Genomic DNA, 20,764 nt, shown 5'->3' on the forward strand with positions numbered 1-20,764 from the left:
GCGACTCAGCAGGAGACGGGAGGCGCGGTGCCGGCTGGCACCGCGCCTCCCGTCCGTCGTCGCGTATCCGGTTCCCCCGCCCGTCCGAGCGGACGGTTGACACGACGCTGGTATCCCACCGATACTCGTCCCATGACTGCAACCGTGTCCACCCGCGTCCTCTCCGAGGCTCTGGGGACCGCCGGCATGATGATGCCGGCCATGGCGGTCATGCGTTGTCGAATGTGTGCCTGATCGGCACCCGTTCCAGCCGGATCCCCCGCGACACCACCCCCGTCGCGCGAGCGTGATCCCCGGGTGACGACCACGTCGACGACGCGCACCACGTCACGAGGTCTGCCTCCCGTACCCCCGGGTCCGCCCCGGTCCGCAGCAGGACCGCAGGGCACCACGGCGTCCGCCGTACCCGGGCCGACGCATTCGACACGGCCGCGGTGCACCATCGTGCACGGCCGCCACACCGCCCGGAGAACCGCCATGTCGCTCACCATCGCCCAGCCCCGCACCGCCCTCCGCTCCGCAGCTCCCACGCCGACCGACCTCGGCACCGTCACCCCGATCCGCCCGCGCCGCGAGCCGGTCACGCCGTCGGCGACGAGCGCCGTGCCGACCAGCCCGGTCGTGGCACCCCAGCGGAACCGCGCCCTGCCCGAGGGCACCGAGGCGCGGGGGTTCGCCCTGTACGTCGGGATCGACGAGGCGAAGGCCGCTGCCGCGGGCACGACCCTGGCCGCGGTCGTCGAACAGCTCAAGGCGCTGACCGCGCAGCTCGTCCCTGCCTCCGAGACCTACGCGGCCGTGGCCGTGGCCGCCGAGGGCTCGGGTGGTCGTGACGTCGACGTCGTGCGCCTCGCCCTGCAGGACCGTTCCGCCGTCGCCGCCCGCAAGCAGGCCGAGAAGCCCGAGCCCGAGGAGACCGGCGTCGTCATCGACATCTCCCGGAAGCGCGTCAGCCTCGACGGCGAGGTGGCGCCGCTGACCTACAAGGAGTTCGAGCTGCTCCAGTTCCTCGTCCTGCGCGAGGGCCAGACGGTCGACCGCTCGGCGATCATCGACGGACTCTGGTCCGACGGCGAGGACGAGACGCCGAACGAGCGGACGATCGACGTGCACGTCCGCAGGCTCCGGTCGAAGCTCGGCGCGTTCGAGGAGATCGTCCGCACGGTGCGCGGCGTGGGCTACCGGTTCGACCGGCACGCAGACGTCGCCGTGCGGTACGCGTCGACGCCGTCGCCCGACGTCTTCTGAGCCTCATCGGACGTTCTTGGTGAACTCGCAGCGAACGGCGCGCGCGGCCGCTAGCGCGCCGTTACCGCTTCGTTATACAGTCGTCCGTGCAGACGGTGTTTGCTGTGGCACCGGCTGCGGAATGTGATTGCAGGACACTCTTGGTGCAAGGGAGAGGGCCGGTCGTCCCCGTGACGGCCGGCCCTCGTCACGTCTGCGGGGACCGGTGTCGCTGCCCCTCGGTAGTGTGGGATGACCGTACGACCGGAGGGAGCGCGAACGTGGACGAGTCACGTCGCAGCGACAAGGCGACCGCCGTGGCGGCGTGGGAAGCGCTGTTCCGCGCGCAGGTCACCGTCATGCGGGCGTTGAACGCCGAGTTCCCGGGCGGCGAGATCTCCTTCAACGAGTACGACGTCTGCTTCAACCTCTCGACCCAGCCCGGCCGGCGCTGCCGGATGCGCGAACTCACCGGTCACCTGCTGCTCACCCAGCCGAGCGTCAGCCGCCTCGTCGACCGCCTCACCGCCCGCGGCATCGTCGAGAAGCAACCGGACCCGACCGACGCCCGCGGGGTGATCGTGGCGCTGACGCCGCACGGCTTCGACGTCTACCGCTCGGTGGCGGTCCAGCACGCCCAGACGATCGCCGACCAGGTCGGCGCCGGGCTCGACGACGCGGAACTCCGCACCCTGACCGAGCTCTGCACGAAGCTCCGGGTCGCCGCCGGCTCGAACACGCCCCGGCGGAGCACGGCCCGCTCCTCCGCCGCCCCCGACCCGGCAGCGGTGTGACCGGCGCACTGGTCTGGCTCCGCGACGACCTCCGGCTCGCGGACAACCCGGCCCTGCGCGCGGCGGTCGACCACGGTGGGTCGGTCACGGTCGTCTACGTCCTCGACGACGAGTCACCCGGCATCCGTCCGATCGGCGCGGCGAGCCGGTGGTGGTTGCACCACTCCCTCGCCGCCCTCGCCACGGACCTCGGTGACCACGGGTCACGCCTGGTGCTCCGCCGCGGTCCGGCGGCCTCGGTCATCGAGCGGCTCGTCGCGGAGACCGGCGCCGACGCGGTGTTCTGGAACCGGCGCTACGGGAAGGCCGAGCGCGACCTCGACGCCGGCATCAAGTCCTCGCTGACCGACTCGGGTACCGAGGCCCACAGCTTCGCGGCGAACCTGCTCTGGGAACCGTGGACGATCCTGACGGGCCAGGGCGAGCCGTACAAGGTGTTCACGCCGTTCTGGCGCGCTGCCCAGGCGATGCCCGAGCCGCGCCATCCGCTGCCACGACCACGCGACCTGCCCGCGCCGGCCGACGTCGACACCGACGACCTCGACGACTGGGGCCTGCTGCCGACGCACCCCGACTGGGCCGGGGGCCTCCGCGACGCGTGGACGCCCGGTGAGCACGGCGCACACCGGCGTCTCGAGGACTTCGTCACGGGTCCGCTCGAGGACTACGACCAGCGCGACGAGCCGGCGATGGCCGCCACGAGCGACCTCTCCCCGCACCTGCGCTGGGGTGAGGTCAGCCCGTACCAGGTGTGGCACCGCCTGCACGGGCGGCTCGAGCCCGAGCAGCGCCAGCACGTGTCCGCGTTCCTCCGGCAGCTCGCCTGGCGGGAGTTCAACTGGAACGAGTACTTCCACTGCGAGGACATCACGACCGTCAACGTACGGCGGGAGTTCGACGCGTTCCCCTGGGGCGACACGACCGACGCCGAGGTGGACCGCTGGCGCTCCGGGACGACCGGCTTCGACCTCGTCGACGCCGGCATGCGTGAGCTCTGGCACTCCGGCGCGATGCACAACCGGGTGCGGCTGGCCACGGCGAGCTTCCTCGTCAAGAACATGCTCGTCGACTGGCGGGTGGGCGAGCGCTGGTTCTGGGACACCCTCGTCGACGCCGACTCCGCCAACAACGCCGCGAACTGGCAGTGGGTCGCCGGCTCGGGCTTCGACGCCGCGCCGTACTTCCGCGTGTTCAACCCGGACCGACAGCTCGAACGGTTCGACCCGCACCGCGAGTACGTGCGCCGGTGGGTGCCGGCGGACGAGATCCGCCCGGAACCGATGCTCGACCTCAAGGCCACCCGGCAGCGCGCACTCGACGCCTACGAGCGGATGCGGCGATCGTGACGACGATCGGGCAGCAGACCCTCGCGGACGTGGACGCGGTCTTCCGCGAACGCGTCTCGCGCGGCGTCGCGCCGAGCAGCGTCTGGGGTGTGTTCGACCGTGGCGGCCTGGTGGCCTCGGGTGGACACGGCGATCGCGGTGACGGCGCAGCACCGGACGCCGACACCGTGTACCGCATCGCGTCGTGCACGAAGAGCGTCACGGCGGCGACCCTGCTCACGCTCGTGGCCGACGGGCGGGTCCGGCTCGACGACCCGATCACGGACTTCGTGCCCGCGTTCGCCGACGTGGCGCTGCCGACGCCGGACTCCCCCACCCCGACGCTCCGGATGCTGCTGACGATGTCGGCCGGGTTCCCCACCGACGACCCCTGGGCGGACCGACAGGAGTCGATCACCGACGACGAGCTCGACGCCGTGCTCCGCGGCGGACTGCTCTTCGACTCCGTACCGGGCACCCGGTTCGCCTACTCGAACCTCGGGTACGCACTGCTCGGCCGGGTGGTCGCCGTCGTGGCGGGGGCACCGTTCACCCGGGTGGCGACCGAAACGGTGCTGCGACCACTCGGGTTGACGGAGACGGTCTTCAGCGCCGATGCCGCTCGCGGCTTCGTGGTCACGGGCGTCCGTCCCGACGCGGGCTCCTGGGAGCGGCTGCCCATGACCGGTCCTGGTGCGTTCTCGTCGATCGGCGGTCTGTTCTCCACCGTCGGGGACCTCGCACGGTGGGCGACGCATCTGGCCTCCGCGTTCTCGGACGACCCCGCGCCGGGGCCGGTCTCGTCGGCCGACCGACGGCTGATGCAGCAGGCGCAGCGGGTCGTCCCGGCATCGGTGGTGCCGAAGTCCGTCCGCCCCACCGGGTACGGCTTCGGGCTCTTCGTCGAGCAGGATCCGCGCTTCGGCGAGCTCGTGTCGCACTCGGGCGGCTACCCGGGCTTCTCGGCGCACATGCGGTGGTCGGTGCGCGACGGCCTCGGGGTCGTCGCGTTCGAGAACGCCACCCAGGCGAAGGTGTCCGTCGCTGCCGACCAGGCGCTCGACCTCGTGTTGGAGGCGCACGCCGCCGCGCGTCCCGGTGATCCGTCGCACCACGACGCGCCGGGTACCGGACGCACCACGGACGCCACGAGAGCAGCCCAGGCAGCCGTGTCGCGCCTCCTCGCGGACTGGAACGACGACCTCGCCGACGCGGTCTGCACCCCGAACGTGGCCATGGACGCGCCCTACGAGCGGCGGCGGCGCGCGATCGCGCAGGCGGTCGAGCGGGTCGGCGCGGACCTCGGCGCAGCACCGGTGCAGGAGCAGTCGACGGCCCCGTCGCACCTCCGGTGGTGGCTGCCGGGCACGTCAGGACGGCTCCGGGTCGAGATCCGGTTGGCGCCGCTCGCCGCCGGACGCGTGCAGACGCTCGTGGTCACCGCCGAGCCCGCGGAGCGCTGACCGACCGAGCGACCCGGCGCGCGCTGACCCGCCGCGGCAGGCACCGAGCCGCCATCGCGGCCCCGGGCGGCGGCGGCGCGTGCTGACCGTCCGGGGCCGACACCGTTCAGACCGGGGGACGACCGCCGACGAACCCGAGCGCTCGTGCGGCGACGCGTGTCCCCTCACGTGCGGCCGCACCGACGCGCACCGGGTCGGTCGCCCACGCCCGGAGGAAGCCGGCGGCGAACGCGTCCCCCGCGCCGAGCGTGTCGACCACCGTCGCCGGGGTGATCGGCACCCGCTGCGGGCTCCGACCGGGTCGGCCGAGCAGCACGCCCTCGTGCCCCATCGTCACGACGACGAGCGGTACCCGCTCGGTGAGCGCGGTGATCGCGTCGCCGACGGTGGACGTGCCGGTGAGGGCGAGCGCCTCCTGCTCGCTCGGGAAGAGGACGTCGACGCCGTCGAGCGCCCCGAGGAAGTCCGACGCTCCCACGGCCCGGACGACCGCGGCGGACGACGGGTCGAGCGACACGCGGGCCTTCCCCGACCGGGCACGCGCGACGAGCGAGGCGATGCGGTCGGCACCTCCGCCGCCGAGCATCGCGGAGCCGGCGAGGTGGACGATGTCGGCGCGCACGACGAGGTCCAGCGGGATGTCGTCGACCGACAGCGCGGCGCTGGCCGCCGGGTCGGACATCGCGGTCCGGCCGTCGTCGTTGCGGACGGAGACCACGGCGCCGGTTGCGGTCCGGGCGTCGTACCGGATGTGGGCACGGACGCCGGCGTCCGCGATCGCACGCTCGTGCCGGTAGACGTCGTCCACGCCGACGCGCGCGACGAGGTCGACCTCGGCACCGAGCCACCCGAGCCAGGTGGCGGTGTTGCCGGCCGCACCGACGGGGCGGTGCCGGATGACGGCAGCGGGGTCGTGGGTCCCCATGGACCGCGCGGTGGTCTGCACGAGCACGCCGTCGAGGACGTCCCCGATGACGAGGAAGCGCTTTCCTGCGCCGCGGCGTCGGCCCGCGACCGCCCGTCCAGCACGGGGTGTCTCGGGCCGTGACGGGGCTGCAGGGCGCTCGGACGGCATGGACATCGGGACCATCCTACGTGGAGCCGAGCAAACCTCCGTTTTGCGAGCACGTCCCGAACAGCGGCCGCGCGGGACGCCGGTGATATACTCATGGATAGTATGTGAACTGTCGCGCACGCCCACGACCCCCGCCGGAGACGCCATGCCCAGGAAGCCCGACCCGACCCTCAAGCCCGCGATCGTCGCGAAGGTGGCGCAGCACCTGCAGGACACCAAGCTCGAAGACGTCTCCGTCCGCAGCCTCGGCCGGGTGCTCGGCACGAGCGCGTACCCGATCGTCTACCACTTCGGCTCGCGGGACTCCCTCATCGACGCCGTGGTGGACCACCTCGCCGAGTCGGTCACGGACGCGACGCTCGACCCCGACGCCGACCACGATGCGCTGGCCGGGTACCTGGTCTCGGTGTTCGGCGGCCTCGACGACCCGCAGCGCTCGCTCGCTGCCCGGCTCACCTTCGAGCTCGGGTCGGTCGAGTCACTGGACGGCCGCGACCGCGAACGCACGTTCCACCGCGGCCAGGTCGACGCCCTCGCAGCGTGGTGCCGCGCTCACGGGTACGGTCCGGACGCCGCGGAACGTGCGGCTCGGGGCGCGGTCCTCGCAGCGCGGGGCGTGCAGTGGGGCGCGATCGTCGACCGCGACGGCACCGACGCCGACGCGGCGTTGCGCGCGATCGCCGACGAACTCGCGTCGGGTGCCCTCGCGTCCGCGTGACGCACGCCCGCTCGCAGCCGACCGACGGACGGGAGGCGCGGTGCCAGCCGGCACCGCGCCTCCCGTCGGTCACTTCCGCACGTCAGCTGCGGCGACCCTCGTCGTTCAGAGCGTGACGAACTGCTGCGACTTCGCGTTCGCGAAGCGCGCGGCGACGTTCTCCCAGTCCACGATGTTCCACACGGCCTTGACGTAGTCCGCCTTGACGTTGAGGTAGTCGAGGTAGAACGCGTGCTCCCACATGTCGAGCATGAAGATCGGCACGAGACCGAGCGGGACGTTCGACTGCTGGTCGAAGAGCTGGAACGTGGTGAGCTTCTGACCCACGGTGTCCCAGGCGAGGACGGACCAGCCGGAGCCCTGGATGCCCGTGGCGACGGCGGTGAACTGCGCCTGGAACTTCTCGAACGAACCGAAGAACTCGTCGATCGCGGCGGCGAGCTCGCCCTCGGGGACCTTCGTGTCCGGGCCGAGGTTGGTCCAGAAGATCGAGTGGTTGACGTGACCGCCGAGGTTGAACGCCAGGTCCTTCTCGAGCTTGTTCACGTTCGCGAGGTTGCCGGACTCACGGGCCTCGGCGAGCTGCTCGAGCGCGGTGTTCGCACCCGTGACGTAGGTCTGGTGGTGCTTGTCGTGGTGCAGCTGCATGATCTTGCCGCTGATGTGCGGCTCGAGGGCGGCGTAGTCGTACGGCAGCTCAGGCAGGGTGTACTCAGCCATGTGCGTTCCTTTCGATCAGTGGTTGGCGGATGGTGCTCCGCGGCTCACGAGAGCCGGGAACGATCGGTGAGGGAGTGGAATTCCCGGTTGTGGTAGACCAGCGGCTCGCCCCGTTCGAGGCCGACGACGATGTCGAGGACCTCGGCGACGACGACCGTCGACGAGCCGATCGGGGTCGTCGAGAGCGGGCGGCAACGGAGCGCACTCGCGGCACTGGGCAGGTAGCGGTCACCCGACGGCAGGGTGCCCCAGATGGGGTCGTCGGCGGCCGGGCTGCCGGTCGCGGCGAACCGCTTCGCGAGCCCGATGCCGAGCGAGTCGACCAGGTGCACGACGAACACGGGCGCGCCGAGCACCACGCCGGCGGACCCGGACTTGGTGGACAGCGAGAACACGAGCACGGGCGGGTCGATCGCGACGCTCGCGACGCTCGAGGCGGTCAGCCCGGTGGGACCGTCCGGCCCCTCGGCCGTGATGACGGCGACACCGGCCGGGTGGCCGCGGAAGGCGGCCTTGTACGCGTCCGCGATGTTCGCCGGTGCTTCGTCGGGCATGGGGTCGTGGCCGTTCCTTCGGGTGGGGATGGCCGCGGCTCCGCGGCCAGGTCCCAACGTATGACCTCAACCATGGTTCAGGTCAACGATTCCCAGGTTCGGCCGATCCCGGGCGCGCCGTGTGTCCTCGTGTGACGTCCGCCGCTCCACCCGGCAGCACCACCGGTGCTCGCGCAGCACTACCGGCGCTTGAGCATCACGACCGCCCCGGCAGCCGCGACGACCATGAGCAGGGCGGCGACCGTGCCGGTGACCGTGACGCCCGAGTCGAACGCGGCACGTGCCGACTCGAGCAGCGCGTGCCCGGCCGGCCCGCCCAGGTCCGCCGCCGCCGACACCGCCCCGCCCAGGGTCTCCTGCGCGGCGGTGTGCGCGGACGAGGACAGGCCGTCCGGGACGACGACGTGCGCCCGGTACGCGCTGGCCAGGATGGTCCCGAGCACGGCCGTGCCGAGCACCGCGCCGATCTCGTACGCCGTCTCGGACATCGCCGACGCCGCACCCGCCTTGTCGGCCGGCGCCGTCGAGATGATGAGGTCGTTCGTGACAGTCTCGGACGCGCCGATCCCGATGCCGAGCAGGACGAACGCGAACGCCAGCGCCACGATCGAGGCGTGGTGGCCGAGCAGTGCGACCATCGCGTACGCCGCGGCCGAGAACAGCAGGGACACGGCGACGACCCACCGCGGTGCGACCCGTGCGACGACCGGGACGACCACGAGCCCCGCCACGATGGTCAGCACCGACCCGGGCACGAGGACCACTCCGGAGGTGAACGGGTCGAGCCCGGCGACGAGCTGCAGGTGCTGGGCGATGAAGAACAGGAACCCGGTCAACGAGAACATCGCCGCCATGTTCATCAGGACACTGCCCGTGAACGCCGTGCTCCGGAACAGGCGGAGGTCGAGCATCGGCGTCCGCGACCGGAGCTGCCGACGCACGAACGCGATCCCGCAGAGCACCCCGACGGCGAGCATGGCGATCGCGAAGCCGCGTTCCTCCGGGTGCACGACGGACTTGATCGCCCAGGCGGTCGGGGCGAGGGCGCCGAGGGACAGGAACATGCTCGGCACGTCGACCGGCCCCGGGTTCGGGTCGCGCGACTCCGGCACGCAGAACGGCACGCCGACGAGCATGAGGACGAGGATCGGCACCGCGACCAGGAACACCGAGCCCCAGTGGAAGTGCGCGAGCAGGACGCCACCGACGAGCGGACCGAGCGCGTTGCCGGCCGCGAACATGGTCGACCAGACGGCGAGCGCCATCCGCCGCTCCCCCGCGTCGACGAACACGTTCCGGATGATCGAGAGCGTCGCCGGCATGAGCATCGCCCCGAACACGCCCATCACGATGCGGGCCGCGACGAGCATCCAGGCGTCGGTCGCGAACGCGGCGGCGACGGAGAACAGCGCGAAACCGGAGGCGCCGATCACCAGGATCCGTCGACGTCCGATCCGGTCGCCGATGCTGCCCATCACGACGAGCAGACCGGCGAGGACGAGCGGGTACGCGTCCACGATCCAGAGCTGCGTCGTGGCGTCGGGGTTCAACGCACGCGAGATCGACGGGAGCGCGAAGCTCAGCACGGTGTTGTCGACCGAGATGAGCAGGACGGGGAGCATGAGCACGGCGAGCGCGGCGAACCGTCGAGCGCGGGAACCGGTGACGGCGGTGGCGATCGGGCTGGTGAGCAGTGCGGACACGGTGACTCCTGGGACTTCGAGCCGGACCAGGTCGACGGCGGAACTGACGAGACGGGACGCGGTGTCGGCACGCGCCCCGTCAGGACTCCGTTAGTGTACCGTCTGGACGGTGTTGGTTGCAAATGCAACCATGCGTCGGACGGGAGGCGCGGTGCAGCCCCGCACCGCGCCTCCCGTCCGCATCGTGGTCCGGCTCGGACCGATGGTGGCCTCGCTAGGCCGACTCGCGCAGGAGCAGGCGGTGCCGGACCGTCCGCTGGACCGCCGCACCCTGACGCGGCAGCGTGCCGGACAGCATGCCGAGGGCGAGGTCGAGCGCCTCTCGTGCGACGGCGTCGAGGTCCACCGCCAGGGTCGTGAGCGTCGGGGACACGAGCGACCCGAGCGGCAGGCCGTCCACCCCGACCACCCGTACCTCGCCGGGGACGTCGACCCCGGCGCGCCGGCACGCCTGCAGGACGCCGAGTGCCATCACGTCGTTGAAGGCCATCACGGCGTCCAGCCGGCGCTTGCGCCCGAGGATCCGTGTCGTCTCCTCGGCACCGCACTCGGCGGTCCCGTGCTCGGCGTGGACGAGTTCCGGCAGGTAGCCCCGCCGGTGCAGTGCGTCCATCATGCGGGCCCCACGGACGCTCGGACGGTCGGGGGACGAGTTGTCGAGCACCACCGGGTGCCGTGCGCCGGACGCGACGAGGTGGTCGGCCAGGACCTCGATGGCGTCCGACGGGTCGATCCACACCGCCCCGGTGGGGGGCTCGGACAGCGGGTCCAGCTCGACCATCGGCACGGTGCCGAGGAGTTCGTTCCACCGCTCACGGCGCGCACCGAGGTACCCGATCACCACGTCCGTCTGCGCGCCGAGCGCCTGGACCATCCGGTCCGCGTCGCTGGCGAGGTCGACGTCGGCGAGCATCACGTTCCAGCCCTGCTCGGCGGCGAGCCGGAACACCGCGGACGCCAGTTGCGGCGTGTAGGGGTTGCGGAGGTCGTTCACGACGAGCCCGAGCTGGTGCTCGCCGCCGGTCACCAGCCCACGCCCGAACCGGGACGGTCGGTAGTCGAGCCGCTCGGCCGCGGCGAGCACACGCTCCTTCGTCCGCGCGCTGATGCCGGACATGCCGTTCATCGCGCGCGTGACCGTCTGCCGGGACACCCCGGCGGCCGCAGCGANCGTCGCGCGGCCGCCGGGGCCACCACCGGGGGTCGGTGGTTCCGGTGTCAGTCGCGGAGGTCCAGCCATGCCACCTGTTCCGGGGTGAGGTCGACGGAGAGGCCCGTCATCGAGGAACGGGCTTCCGCGATCGTACGCGGTCCGAAGAGCGGGAACGTCGGGAACGGCTGGTGCAGGACGTAGGCGAGGGCGATGGCCGTCGCCGGGACGCCGAACCGCTCGCCGAGCTCGGTCGCACGGCGCAGGCGTTCGAAGTTCGCGTCACTGTAGTAGCAGCGGACCAGCTCGGCGTCACTGGTGTCGTCGGGACGAGCCCGACCCGTGAAGAACCCGCGAGCCTGGGACGACCACGGCAGCAGGGGCACCTGTCGCTCCTCGAGCCACTCCTTCGACGCCGGGTCGGTCGCGTGCCGGCACCCGGCCCACGGGACGTCGTACGCCTCGGCGAGGCCGAAGTGGTTGCTCAGCACTTCGAACTCGTGGCGGCCGTTCGCGCGGGCGTACGCGTTCGCCTCGTCGAACCGCGCGGTGCTCCAGTTCGACCCGCCGTACACGCGGATGCGACCGGCGCGGCGGTGCTCGTCGAGGACGTCGACGAACTCCCCCACCGGGACGTCCTCGTTGTCGCGGTGCATCAGGTAGATGTCGGCGTGGTCGGTGCCCTGGCGGTCCAGGCTCTCGAACAGCTGCCGGCTGAGCGATTCCGGGTCGCAGTACGGGGTGTGCGCTCCCTTCGTGATGACCACCACGTCCTCGCGGATGCCACGGTTCCGGATCCACCTGCCGAGCCGTTCCTCGAGGTCGCCGCCGCCGTAGATGTAGCCCGTGTCGAAGACGTTGCCGCCCTGCTCCACGAACAGGTCGAAGATCGCGCTCGCGTGCGCCAGGTCCGGCTGGTTGTCGACACCCATCACGAGCCGGGACATGCGCTTGCCGACGCCCTCGACCTCGCCGTACCGCATGGGGACGTCGGAGCGGTCCGGCTCGCGAGCGGCGACGACGAGCGGTCGGCCGCTGACGGTCGGGATGTCGGCGGTCTCCGCCTCGAACGGGAAGCGCAGGCCGACGGCGGCGCGCCAGCGGTCCAGCGTTCGGGCGGTGGCGAGCGACTCGTCGAGGGTCATCTGCGGGGCGTCGACCCGGCGGTCGGCGAGTGCCGCGGTGGTGGCGTCCGCCTCGAGCGCGTAGGGGTGCGCCCCGGCGAAGGACAGCGTGCGGGGCCCGTCGTCGACGGTGCGGATCTCGATCGTCGGGTCGTCGCCGAGCGTCCAGGGGTCGGTGAGCGTGATCGTCCCGGTCGTGCCGTGCACGACGACCGCGTTGTCGTCCTGTACGCGCACGCCCGTCCGGATGCTCGCGGTGATGCCGGAGGGGTACGTCAGGTGCGCGACGGTCCACTCGTCCACGCCGGTCGGTCCGAGCGTCCCCGTCGCGGTGAGCTCCGTCGGTTCCGCCACCGCGACACCGGTCGACGCCTGGACGATCGCGGCGGTCATGGTCACGGGGTAGCCGCCGACGTCGAGGATCCCGCCGCCCGCGGTGTCGACGTCGAAGAGCCGCCCGCTCCGCTCCCCCGCGCGGAAGGCGAATGACGCGTCGACGTGCGTCACGGCGCCGATCGCGCCGTCCCGGACGAGGTCCAGCAGCGCCGCGGTCTGCGGGTGGAAGCGGTACATGTACGCCTCGACGAGCGGCAGCCCGGCCTGCCGTGCGGCATCCGCGAGCGCCATCGCGGTGCCGTGGTTCGGCGCGAGCGGCTTCTCGCACAGGACCGCCTTGCCCGCCTCGAGCGCGGCGAGCACGAGCGCCGCGTGCCCGGTGTGGACGGTGGAGACGTACACGGCGTCGACGTCCGGGGCGGCGAGCGCCTCGGCGTACCCGAGCGGAGCGACGTCGCCGAACCCGTGCTCCGCGGCGTCCGATGCGAAGGCCCGAGCGCGGTCGGGCGATGAGCTCCCCGCCGCGACCAGGGTCGCCCCGGCGTCGCTCGCCGACAGCTGGGAGAGGAAGCGGCGAGCGATGCTCCCGGGGCCGAGGACGGCCCAGCCGGGGGCGTCGTGGCTGCCGGTCGTGCTGCTGCCGGGGGTGGTCGCGGTCTGCGCTGACATGCGGATCCCTGTCGTCTCGTGAACCTTCACGGTCCCGACGACCGTACCGGCTTCGGCCTGCAGCCGCAACGGTCTGGTGCTTGACACGGCGTGTCAGGAAAGGCATGCTCTGAGCCACTTCGTGAGCGTTCACGGTGCCACGATCCCGAGCGGCTTCGTGGGCAGCAGCGCGCGTCCCGCGCTGCTGCCCACGAATCTCTAGACTCATCCGCATGGCAAGCGCCCGAGATCGAGTCCTGGACAGCTTCGTCGCCATCGTGTGCGAGGAAGGCGAGCGTCCGGCGACGCTCGACGCCGTGGCGGCGCGCGCCGGCGTCTCGAAGGGCGGACTGCTGTACCACTTCGGTTCGAAGGCGGCGCTGGTCGAAGGGCTCTGCGAGCGGCTCTCGGACCTCTCGGCCATCGACGTCGAGCGGATGCGCGCGGCGGAGGACGGCGCAGCGCGGTACTTCGTCCGGAACTGCCAGTTCGTCGGCAGCGAGCTCGACCTCGCGCTCCTCGCCGCGAGCCGCCTGCAGCAGGCCGGCTACGAGGAAGCGGGTCGCACCCTCGACGACACCGAGAACGCGTGGCTCGCGGCGCTCGTCGACTCGCTCGGCGACCTCCCGACCGCGCAGGCGATCAAGCTCATGGGCGACGGCCTGTACCACGCGGCCTCGCTCGGTGCCGCGAGCGACGTCCGGCCGGAGCGTGCGAGCGTCGACATGGAGCCGCTGCTCGCCGTCGTCGACCGGCTCATCGCCACCCGCCCCGGCGCGTGAACGGACATCCGCGTTCCTGGGGATAGACTGGTGGCGATCCACCCGCCTGATTCCGGAGGTACCACTGTGGGCCGCGTCATCGCCGCTGTTTTCTCGATCCTGCTGCTGCTGGTGTCGATGTACCTGTTCGGCGTCGCGTTCCAGGTGAGCTCGGGTCAGGCATTCGTGTTCATGGGCGGCCTCGTGCTCATGTGCCTCGCGTTCTTCCTGCCGATCCACGTGTTCGGCAAGCGGTAACCACTCCGCTCCGCGCCGACGGGCCCCGCACCTGCAGAGGTGCGGGGCCCGTCGCGTTGTGCCGTGGCCGGCCAGGAGGCGCGGCTCGGCTACGCGAGGACGCGCAGCCCCCGCAGGGTGACCGCCGTGGACACCGCGGCGTGCACCGCCTCGGCGCCCTTGTCCTCCTTCGACCCGGGCAGTCCGGCGCGGTCGATGCCCTGCTGCTCGTCGTCCAGGGTGAGGACGCCGAACCCGACCGGCTTGCCGGTGTCGAGCGCCACCCGGGTCAGCCCGCTCGTGGCCGCGTCCGAGACGTACTCGAAGTGCGGGGTGCCGCCGCGGATGATCACGCCGAGTGCGACCGCCGCGTCGAAGCCCGCCTCGAGCGCGGCCTTCGCGACGACCGGCAGCTCGAAGCTCCCGGGGACGGGGATGACGTCGGCCGAGGCGCCGAGCCGCTCGACCTCGCGCAGCGCCCCCGCCAGGAGGCCCCCCGCGATGGTCTCGTGCCACCGTCCGGCGACGATCGCCACCCGGATGCCCGTGCCGTCGACGTGGTCGCGGTCCGCCGCGCCTGCTCCGCTCATCGTGTCGTTCCTTCCGTGGGCGCAGCCTCCGCCGCTGCCCGGTCTGCCGCGTCGAGCCACTCGACGAGTGCGGCGATGGTGATGACGGGCACGCCCTCGCGTGCCCCGAGTCCGAGGAGGCCGGGCAGACGCATCATGCTCCCGTCCTCGTCGACGATCTCGCAGATCGCCGCGGCCGGTCGGAGGCCTGCCGCGGTGACGAGTTCGATCGCTGCTTCGGTGTGCCCGGCGCGCTCACGGACCCCGCCCGGACGAGCACGCAGGGGCACGACGTGGCCGGGACGGTGCAGGTCGTCGCGGCCCGAGGACGGGTCGGCGAGGACCCGGAGCGTCCGTGCACGGTCGTGCGCGCTGATGCCGGTCGTGACACCGACGGCCGCGTCCACGGTCACCGTGTACGCCGTCCCGCGGACGTCCTCGTTGTGCGCCACCATCGGCGGGAGGTCGAGCGCGTCGGCGATCTCGGCGCTGACCGGCGCGCAGATGAACCCCGACGAGTGCGCCACCGTCCACGCGATCCACTCGGGCGTCGCGAGCTCGGCGGAGAGGATCACGTCACCCTCGTTCTCGCGGTGCTCGTCGTCGGCGACGATGACCGGGCGTCCGGCGGCGATCGACGCGATCGCCTCCGCGACGGTCGACAGCCCGGCGGTGGGGGCGACCGTCTGCGGGACCGAGCCGGTCTCGGCGACCATCACCGCGCCTCCTGTCCGGCGGTGGCGAGCGTCGCCGTCGCGGCGTCGAGCCGCAGCATGCGTCGGACGTGCCGGGCCAGGACGTCGGTCTCGATGTTCACGCGGTCGCCCGGGACACGCGTTCCGAGGGTGGTGGCCTCGAGGGTCTCCGGGATGAGGTTGACCTCGAACCAGGCGTCCGTCGGCGGGGTGTCCTCGGACGAGACGGCGCTCACCGTGAGCGACACACCGTCGATCGCGATGGAGCCCTTGTCGACCACGAGAGGGCTGAGGTCCGGCGCGAGCGAGAAGCGCACGCGTCGCCAGCCGTCGCCGTCCGCGGTCTCGAGCACGGTGGCGGTGCCGTCGACGTGCCCCTGCACGATGTGTCCGCCGAGCCGGTCGCCGACGGACGCGGCACGTTCGAGGTTGAGCCGGTCGCCCACGGCCAGCGAGCCGTGCGCGCTCATGTCGAGCGTCTGCTTCATGACGAAGGCCGTGAACGTCTCCGGGGTCTGCTCGACGACGGTCAGGCACACGCCGCTCGTCGCGATCGAGTCGCCGTGCCGGGCGTCCTGGACGACGAGGGGGCCGTGGACGGTGAGCGCGACGGAGTCGCCGTGCTGCTCGACGGCGGTGACGGTGCCGAGTTCCTCGATGATGCCGGTGAACACTGGTGTCCTCTCAACGGGACTCCGGGGGTGCTCGACGATCGTCGGCATCGGCGGACGGCTCGCGCCCACACGGTGGTGGCCACGCTTCGTCCGCCAGCGCTTCCTCCCATCCGGACTCTCACCGTCGGTCCCGGAATCCCACCGGGTCAACCTCTGCCGGGTTCGCACCCGTCATCAGTTCGTGGACTGTCACCACCGGTTCGGAATTGCACCGACCCCGGAGCGCTTGCGTACCCGGAACGATACCCCACGGCGCGGGCCGTCACCCGCCCGCGGCGGCTCGGGCGTCACCGCACGTCATGTCGGGCCGGTCGGCGCGGGGCGGCCCGGCACCGCGCCTCCCGGCCCCGACGGACCACGGGACGGCCGTCCGACGCGCCCCGGGTGCCGCGCTCAGCCGCGTCCGCGCGCCAGCGCGACCGCCTGTCGGAGCGACAGGTCCGGCAGGTAGGCGCGCACGACCGCGATCCCGATCGCCGGCAGCGCGACCGGGTCCGGGTACGCGAGCACGAGCGGGTGCAGGTCGGGGCCGAACTTCAGCTTGAACCGGAGCAGCGACCGGAACCCGTACACGGGTTCGAGCACCCCGCCGACGAGGTCCAGCAGGTCCTGTACGCCCTCGTTCGTCGGCGCGCCTTCCGTCGCCTGCGCGAGCGGCGCGGCGGAGAGGCTCAACCGTTCGATGCCGTCCTCGCGCATCCGGTCGGCGGCACTGGCGACGAGGAACTCCATGACGCCGTTCGGCGCGGCGTTCGTGCGGCGCATGACGTCGAGCGTCCAGCCGACGACGCGGCCTTCGCGGTGGCTCGGCAGCCAGCTGGTGACCGCGAGCACGGTGCCGTCGGGGTCCTGCGCCACGAGCGTGCGGACGGCCGGGTCCCGCATCTCGTCGACCCCGCCGAGCGTGAAGCCCATCTCGGGGAGTTCGCGCTCGGCGACCCACTCCTCGGAGATCGCCTCGATCTGCCGCGTGGTCGACGCCGGGAGCTCCTGCCAGCTCGACCACGTCGCGGTGATCCCCTCGCGCTTCGCCTTGTTGACCGAGGTGCGGACGTCCTGCTTCTTCTTGCCGCTCGTGGTCCAGGTGCGCGGGTCGAAGTCCGCGTCCTCGGCGACCGGGAGCGTCCCCCATCCCTGGGCGGTGAGGGTGCCGGCGGCCTCGGCCCCGATGCCGTAGAAGACGGCGGTCCAGCCGTTGTCGTCGCACCAGCGGGCGAAGGCCGTCATCGCCTGGTCGCGGGCGTCCGGCCAGCCGAACGGACCGCCGACCGTGACCGCCACCCGGCCGTTGCGGCGGAAGGCCACGCCGGCCCGCCCGTCGTCCGCGAACCAGTAGGCGTTGCCGTGCCAGGTCGTCATCCAGCCGAACGCGTCACCGCCGCCCGCCTCGAGCAGGGCCCGGGCACGCTCGCGGTCGCGGCGCGTGCCGTCGGCGTCCGCGTCGGGTTCCACCGCACCGGTCGGGCGAACCGCGGCGAACGCCACGACGAACCAGAGGACGGGTCCGGCCAGGCCGACGACGAGCCGGAGCATCGGGTCGATCGACGGCAGCCGGTCCCAGAAGGTCACCGGTGCGAGCGGGCCGAACGCGGCCACGGCCAGGCGGAGCGGGTCCTCGACGTGGCGCGGCGACGACGCCGCGGTGACGAGGACCACGGTGACGACCACCGCCGCCGCGACAGCGACCGTCACCGAGAAGGCGACCACCCGCCGCCGGGACGGCAGCACGGTGAAGGACCGGCGCCGCAGCACGAGGACCACGGCGGTGGCGAGCGGCACGACGATCGACGCCGCGATGGACACGTCGATGATGAACTGGTCCTGCATGCCGTGCAGGCGCTCGACGCTGCCCGGCACGACGCCGTACGTGACGGCGGCGGCGACCGCGGTCACGACGTCCACCACGACGACGAGCCACACGGCGAAGCGGCTGCCCCGGAACAGGCCGAGCGCCGCGACGACGAGCACGAGCAGCGGTGCCGCGGCCAGCACGAGGGTCCAGGGGTCCGTCGCCCGGTAGGCGAGCAGGGCACGGAGGCACTCCGGACCCGCACCGCCCGCGTGGCACCCCCGGACCGGACTGACCGGACCCGCGCCGACGACCGCGGCGAGCGGCGCGAGGATGCCCACGCGGGCGCGGGAGACGAGGGCGATGACGGGACCGACCGCCGACACCAGGACCACCGTGCCGAGCAGGACGCGTGTCTCCCGGTGGGAGCTGCGCACCCAACCGCTGCGCTTCGGCGTGCGACGGAGCAGTTCGCCGAGCACCCAGCCCGCACCGGCCGCGAGCACCGCGTACAGGTCGGAGGCGTGCCCCGCGTACAGCAGCAGCGCGGCCACCACGGCCAGTGCGTTCACCCGGATGCGACGACGCCAGAGCGGTCCCGCGAAGGCACTCGCGGTCACGACCGTCCCGACGATCGCGGTCCACGGGTCGAAGCTCGTCGCACGGCCGAGCAGCAGTGGGACGACGTCACGGCCGTCCGAGTCGACGAACGCGCTCAACGCACCGATTCCCGTGCCGACCACGGTGGTCGTGACGAACGCCACCACGGTCCGCCACGACCCCATCAGCCGTTCGGCGACCCCCACGAGGACCACCACCCCGGCCAGGGTGAGGAGGAGCGCGAGGACCCCGGTCGACACCGCGAAGACGCGGAAGGGGCCGTAGGTGGTGGGGACGGCACCGTGCTGGACGCGGAGGGCGACGCCGGTCGCCGACGTCACCAGGACGAGCACCAGGATCGCCGTGGTCACCGGGTGCCGGCGTACGGCCTGGGCGAACCCGGCCAGCCTGCGTGCGATCGCTCGCTCCTGACTCACAGCGAGCCCGCCGCCGCGGGGAGCCCGAGGTGCGCGATGACGGCAGGCAGACCGTGCGCGAGGACGTAGCGGACGGTGTTCCAGTCGTGCGCCGAGCCCGGCGAGACGATCGTCTCGGTCCGGATGCCGACACGCTCCGACACCGCTCGGAGGGCTTCGGTGGAGGCCCGGTACGGAGCGTCGTCCTGGCCGAACCCGAACACCGTGAGGTGGTCGACGTACCGCCCGTGCGCGGTCATGATCGCACTCGGTGCGGCGGCGCGGTAGGCGGCCGCGGAACCTCCGAACGCCGTGGCGATGCTCTCCGCCACGGACCCCTGGACCGGGGCGAGCTCGCTCGAGATCGCCAGGGTCGACCCGAAGACGTCCGGGTGCGCCGCGGAGAACTGCATGGCGCAGGTGGCTCCCTCGGAGAACCCGAGGATGCCCCAGCCGCTCGGTGCCGACGCCACGGGGAGGTGGTGCCGGATCCACTCCACCGTGTCCGTCATCACGTACGTCGCACTCCGGCCGAGCCGCCGCGAGTCCACGCACATCGGGTTGCGGGCGGGAGCACCGAGCTGGTCCGGCGCGACGACGATGGGCGCGAGTCCGTGGTGGGCGGCTGCATAGTGATCAAGGTACGCACCGAGGTCGCCGGTCTGGAACATGTCCGCGGGCTGCCCGGGCTGGCCCGACAGCGCCACGAGCACGGGCAGGGTCGGCGGGTGCGCCACGCGGGCGGCCGGCGGGAGCCAGACGACGGCCTTCCGCGCGCGGAAGTGCGAGACCGTCCCCGGGATGCGGACGCTGATCGTCTCCCCCGCGTGCGGCATGTCCGCCGGAGGCCGCCACCGCTCCGAGTCGACGAGCGTCGCCCCGGTCCCGGCGCCGGAGAGCTCCGGGAGCGTCCGGGACGGGTAGGGGTTCGTCGCGATCGCCTGCTCGACGTTCTTGTAGAATCCGAAGTCGACGTTCACGCCGAGTCCGGCGGCCAGCAGCACCGCAGCCGCAGCGCCCACCGCGGTGACCCGGAGGAGCCAACCGCCCTGCACGAGGACGACGACGAGGAGCGCGATCCCGGCGCTCCCGAACGCGATCCACATCCGTGTGACCGGCGTGAAGGCGACCCCGAACAGGTCCAGGACGTCGCCGGTCCACCACACGGCGGCGAGACCGAGGGCCGCACCGACGACGAGTGCTCCGAGCCGCCAGACGACTGCTCGGACGCGCTTGCGGGGGCTCGCACTCCTCCGGGTCACCAGCGGCGCGAACACCACCCACGCGGTGACCACCGATGCGATCACGTCCACGGGGACGAGGACGTCGGGTGCGGTGATGCGGAGGCGCAGGAGGTCGTGGAACACGTTCTCATCGTGGCCGTGGTCCGCTGCCGGGCAGCCCCGGAGGCGCTTCTGCTGTGCACAGGTTCGGCATCGATGACACCCAGGGAGCGTTCGGTCTGCTCCCAGCGAGTGCACGTGGGTCGGCCGTCGCCGCGGTGCGGTGCCCGCGCACGGGTCCGAGGGGCACCGCGGTGCGGTGCCCCTCGGCCTCCCTGATGTCAGTACCGCTTGCGCAGGACCAGGGTCCCTGCTCCCGCGAGGAGCAGCAGCAGCGCCAGGATCGCGGGCAGGACCGGCGAGTCCGCGCCCGTGTAGGCGAGGCCCGACTGGGTGCCCGAGGCGCCGGCCGTGCTGGCGGCAGCCTGGGCGACCGTCGAGACGCCCGCGGTCGTCGCGAGGACGGTGCCGGTGGTGGAGGCTCCCGTGGAGACCGCCACGGCCGTGTCCGCGGTCGGGGTGGTCACCGTGCCGGGCGTGCTGCCGTCGCCGATGCCCGTTCCGGTGCCGTCACCCGGGTCCGTGCCGTCACCGGGGTTCGTGCTGCCGCCGGGGTTGGTGCTGCCGCCGGGGTTCGTGCCGCCGCCGGGGTTCGTGCCGCCGCCCGGGTTGGTGGAGCCGCCCGGAGTGGTGGTCGAGCTGGTGCCGTCACCGATGATGCCGATCCCGTTGCCGCCGATGGTGATGGGGAGGCTGATGATCGGGGTGACCTGGGTACCGGAGAGGAGGCCGCCGTTGCCGGAGGTCGTGCCGCCCGAGACCGGGGTGGAGGAACCGGTCGAACCGGTGGAACCGGTGCCCGAACCCGTGCTCGTGCCGTCACCGACGAGGCCGATGCCGTTC

Annotated in this window: 18 protein-coding genes, 1 pseudogene and 1 riboswitch; of the genes and pseudogenes, 7 read left to right on the plus strand and 12 right to left on the minus strand. The window is 72.6% G+C overall.

Annotated elements, in window-relative coordinates:
* Positions 1-477: 477 nt before the first annotated feature.
* The 4 genes from ACTJKO_RS16710 to ACTJKO_RS16725 all read left to right on the plus strand — a co-directional run bounded on the left by ACTJKO_RS16710 (position 478) and on the right by ACTJKO_RS16725 (position 4,809).
* A complete protein-coding gene (locus ACTJKO_RS16710) occupies positions 478-1,248 on the plus strand; it encodes a winged helix-turn-helix domain-containing protein (protein WP_440690366.1) in 771 nt (256 codons plus the stop codon).
* Between the two features lie 260 nt (positions 1,249-1,508).
* A complete protein-coding gene (locus ACTJKO_RS16715) occupies positions 1,509-2,021 on the plus strand; it encodes a MarR family winged helix-turn-helix transcriptional regulator (protein ID WP_440690367.1) in 513 nt (170 codons plus the stop codon).
* Positions 2,018-3,367, plus strand: coding sequence for a cryptochrome/photolyase family protein (locus ACTJKO_RS16720; protein ID WP_440690369.1), 1,350 nt, complete (start codon positions 2,018-2,020; stop codon positions 3,365-3,367). The genes ACTJKO_RS16715 and ACTJKO_RS16720 overlap by 4 nt, the downstream gene beginning before the upstream one ends.
* Positions 3,364-4,809, plus strand: coding sequence for a serine hydrolase domain-containing protein (locus ACTJKO_RS16725; protein WP_440690371.1), 1,446 nt, complete (start codon positions 3,364-3,366; stop codon positions 4,807-4,809). The genes ACTJKO_RS16720 and ACTJKO_RS16725 overlap by 4 nt, the downstream gene beginning before the upstream one ends.
* 106 nt (positions 4,810-4,915) lie before the next feature.
* Here ACTJKO_RS16725 and ACTJKO_RS16730 read toward each other — a convergent pair whose 3' ends face one another.
* On the minus strand, positions 4,916-5,890 hold the full coding sequence (locus tag ACTJKO_RS16730; RefSeq protein WP_440690373.1) for a carbohydrate kinase family protein: 975 nt from the start codon (positions 5,888-5,890) through the stop codon (positions 4,916-4,918).
* A gap of 139 nt (positions 5,891-6,029) precedes the next feature.
* Here ACTJKO_RS16730 and ACTJKO_RS16735 point away from each other — a divergent pair, with 139 nt between their 5' ends.
* Positions 6,030-6,602: a hypothetical protein gene (locus ACTJKO_RS16735; RefSeq protein WP_440690375.1), complete on the plus strand. Its 573-nt coding sequence runs from the start codon at positions 6,030-6,032 to the stop codon at positions 6,600-6,602.
* A gap of 105 nt (positions 6,603-6,707) precedes the next feature.
* Here the strand turns inward: ACTJKO_RS16735 and ACTJKO_RS16740 are convergent, their stop codons facing one another.
* The 5 genes from ACTJKO_RS16740 to ACTJKO_RS16760 form a co-directional block, all read right to left on the minus strand.
* The gene (locus ACTJKO_RS16740) at positions 6,708-7,322 is read right to left on the minus strand and encodes a superoxide dismutase (RefSeq protein ID WP_440690377.1); all 615 of its coding nucleotides are present in this window, start codon (positions 7,320-7,322) and stop codon (positions 6,708-6,710) included.
* A gap of 44 nt (positions 7,323-7,366) precedes the next feature.
* Positions 7,367-7,876: a flavin reductase family protein gene (locus ACTJKO_RS16745; protein WP_440690379.1), complete on the minus strand. Its 510-nt coding sequence runs from the start codon at positions 7,874-7,876 to the stop codon at positions 7,367-7,369.
* Positions 7,877-8,055: 179 nt separating this feature from the next.
* The gene (locus ACTJKO_RS16750) at positions 8,056-9,579 is read right to left on the minus strand and encodes an MFS transporter (protein ID WP_440690381.1); all 1,524 of its coding nucleotides are present in this window, start codon (positions 9,577-9,579) and stop codon (positions 8,056-8,058) included.
* 214 nt (positions 9,580-9,793) lie between these two features.
* Positions 9,794-10,819, minus strand: coding sequence for a LacI family DNA-binding transcriptional regulator (locus tag ACTJKO_RS16755; RefSeq protein WP_440690383.1), 1,026 nt, complete (start codon positions 10,817-10,819; stop codon positions 9,794-9,796).
* Positions 10,798-12,858: an aldo/keto reductase gene (locus ACTJKO_RS16760; RefSeq protein ID WP_440690385.1), complete on the minus strand. Its 2,061-nt coding sequence runs from the start codon at positions 12,856-12,858 to the stop codon at positions 10,798-10,800. Before ACTJKO_RS16760 ends, ACTJKO_RS16755 begins: the two co-directional genes overlap by 22 nt.
* A gap of 212 nt (positions 12,859-13,070) precedes the next feature.
* Here ACTJKO_RS16760 and ACTJKO_RS16765 point away from each other — a divergent pair, with 212 nt between their 5' ends.
* Both ACTJKO_RS16765 and ACTJKO_RS16770 read left to right on the plus strand, forming a co-directional pair.
* Positions 13,071-13,619, plus strand: coding sequence for a TetR/AcrR family transcriptional regulator (locus ACTJKO_RS16765; RefSeq protein ID WP_440690387.1), 549 nt, complete (start codon positions 13,071-13,073; stop codon positions 13,617-13,619).
* A 66-nt stretch (positions 13,620-13,685) separates the two neighbouring features.
* A complete protein-coding gene (locus ACTJKO_RS16770) occupies positions 13,686-13,856 on the plus strand; it encodes a hypothetical protein (RefSeq protein WP_440690388.1) in 171 nt (56 codons plus the stop codon).
* Between the two features lie 89 nt (positions 13,857-13,945).
* On the opposite strand, the gene ribH is transcribed toward ACTJKO_RS16770, so the two are convergent.
* From ribH to ACTJKO_RS16800, 6 genes and pseudogenes are all read right to left on the minus strand, one after another.
* On the minus strand, positions 13,946-14,425 hold the full coding sequence (ribH, locus tag ACTJKO_RS16775; protein ID WP_440690390.1) for a 6,7-dimethyl-8-ribityllumazine synthase: 480 nt from the start codon (positions 14,423-14,425) through the stop codon (positions 13,946-13,948).
* Positions 14,422-15,120 carry a 3,4-dihydroxy-2-butanone-4-phosphate synthase gene (gene ribB / locus ACTJKO_RS16780; protein WP_440690392.1) on the minus strand — a complete coding sequence of 233 codons (699 nt, stop codon included), beginning with the start codon at positions 15,118-15,120 and terminating at the stop codon, positions 14,422-14,424. Before ribB ends, ribH begins: the two co-directional genes overlap by 4 nt.
* Positions 15,120-15,773, minus strand: a complete 654-nt coding sequence (locus ACTJKO_RS16785) for a riboflavin synthase (protein WP_440690394.1) — start codon at positions 15,771-15,773, stop codon at positions 15,120-15,122. Before ACTJKO_RS16785 ends, ribB begins: the two co-directional genes overlap by 1 nt.
* 94 nt (positions 15,774-15,867) lie before the next feature.
* Positions 15,868-16,001, minus strand: a riboswitch (FMN riboswitch).
* 165 nt (positions 16,002-16,166) lie between these two features.
* Positions 16,167-18,533, minus strand: a complete 2,367-nt coding sequence (locus ACTJKO_RS16790) for a bifunctional lysylphosphatidylglycerol flippase/synthetase MprF (RefSeq protein WP_440690396.1) — start codon at positions 18,531-18,533, stop codon at positions 16,167-16,169.
* Positions 18,534-18,595: 62 nt separating this feature from the next.
* A complete protein-coding gene (locus ACTJKO_RS16795; protein WP_440690398.1) occupies positions 18,596-19,945 on the minus strand; it encodes an alpha/beta hydrolase in 1,350 nt (449 codons plus the stop codon).
* Positions 19,946-20,142: 197 nt separating this feature from the next.
* Positions 20,143-20,764 (minus strand): annotated as a pseudogene (locus ACTJKO_RS16800) (hypothetical protein); the annotation flags it as partial.

The organism is Curtobacterium sp. 22159 (assembly GCF_052045775.1).
Taxonomy (GTDB): domain Bacteria; phylum Actinomycetota; class Actinomycetes; order Actinomycetales; family Microbacteriaceae; genus Curtobacterium.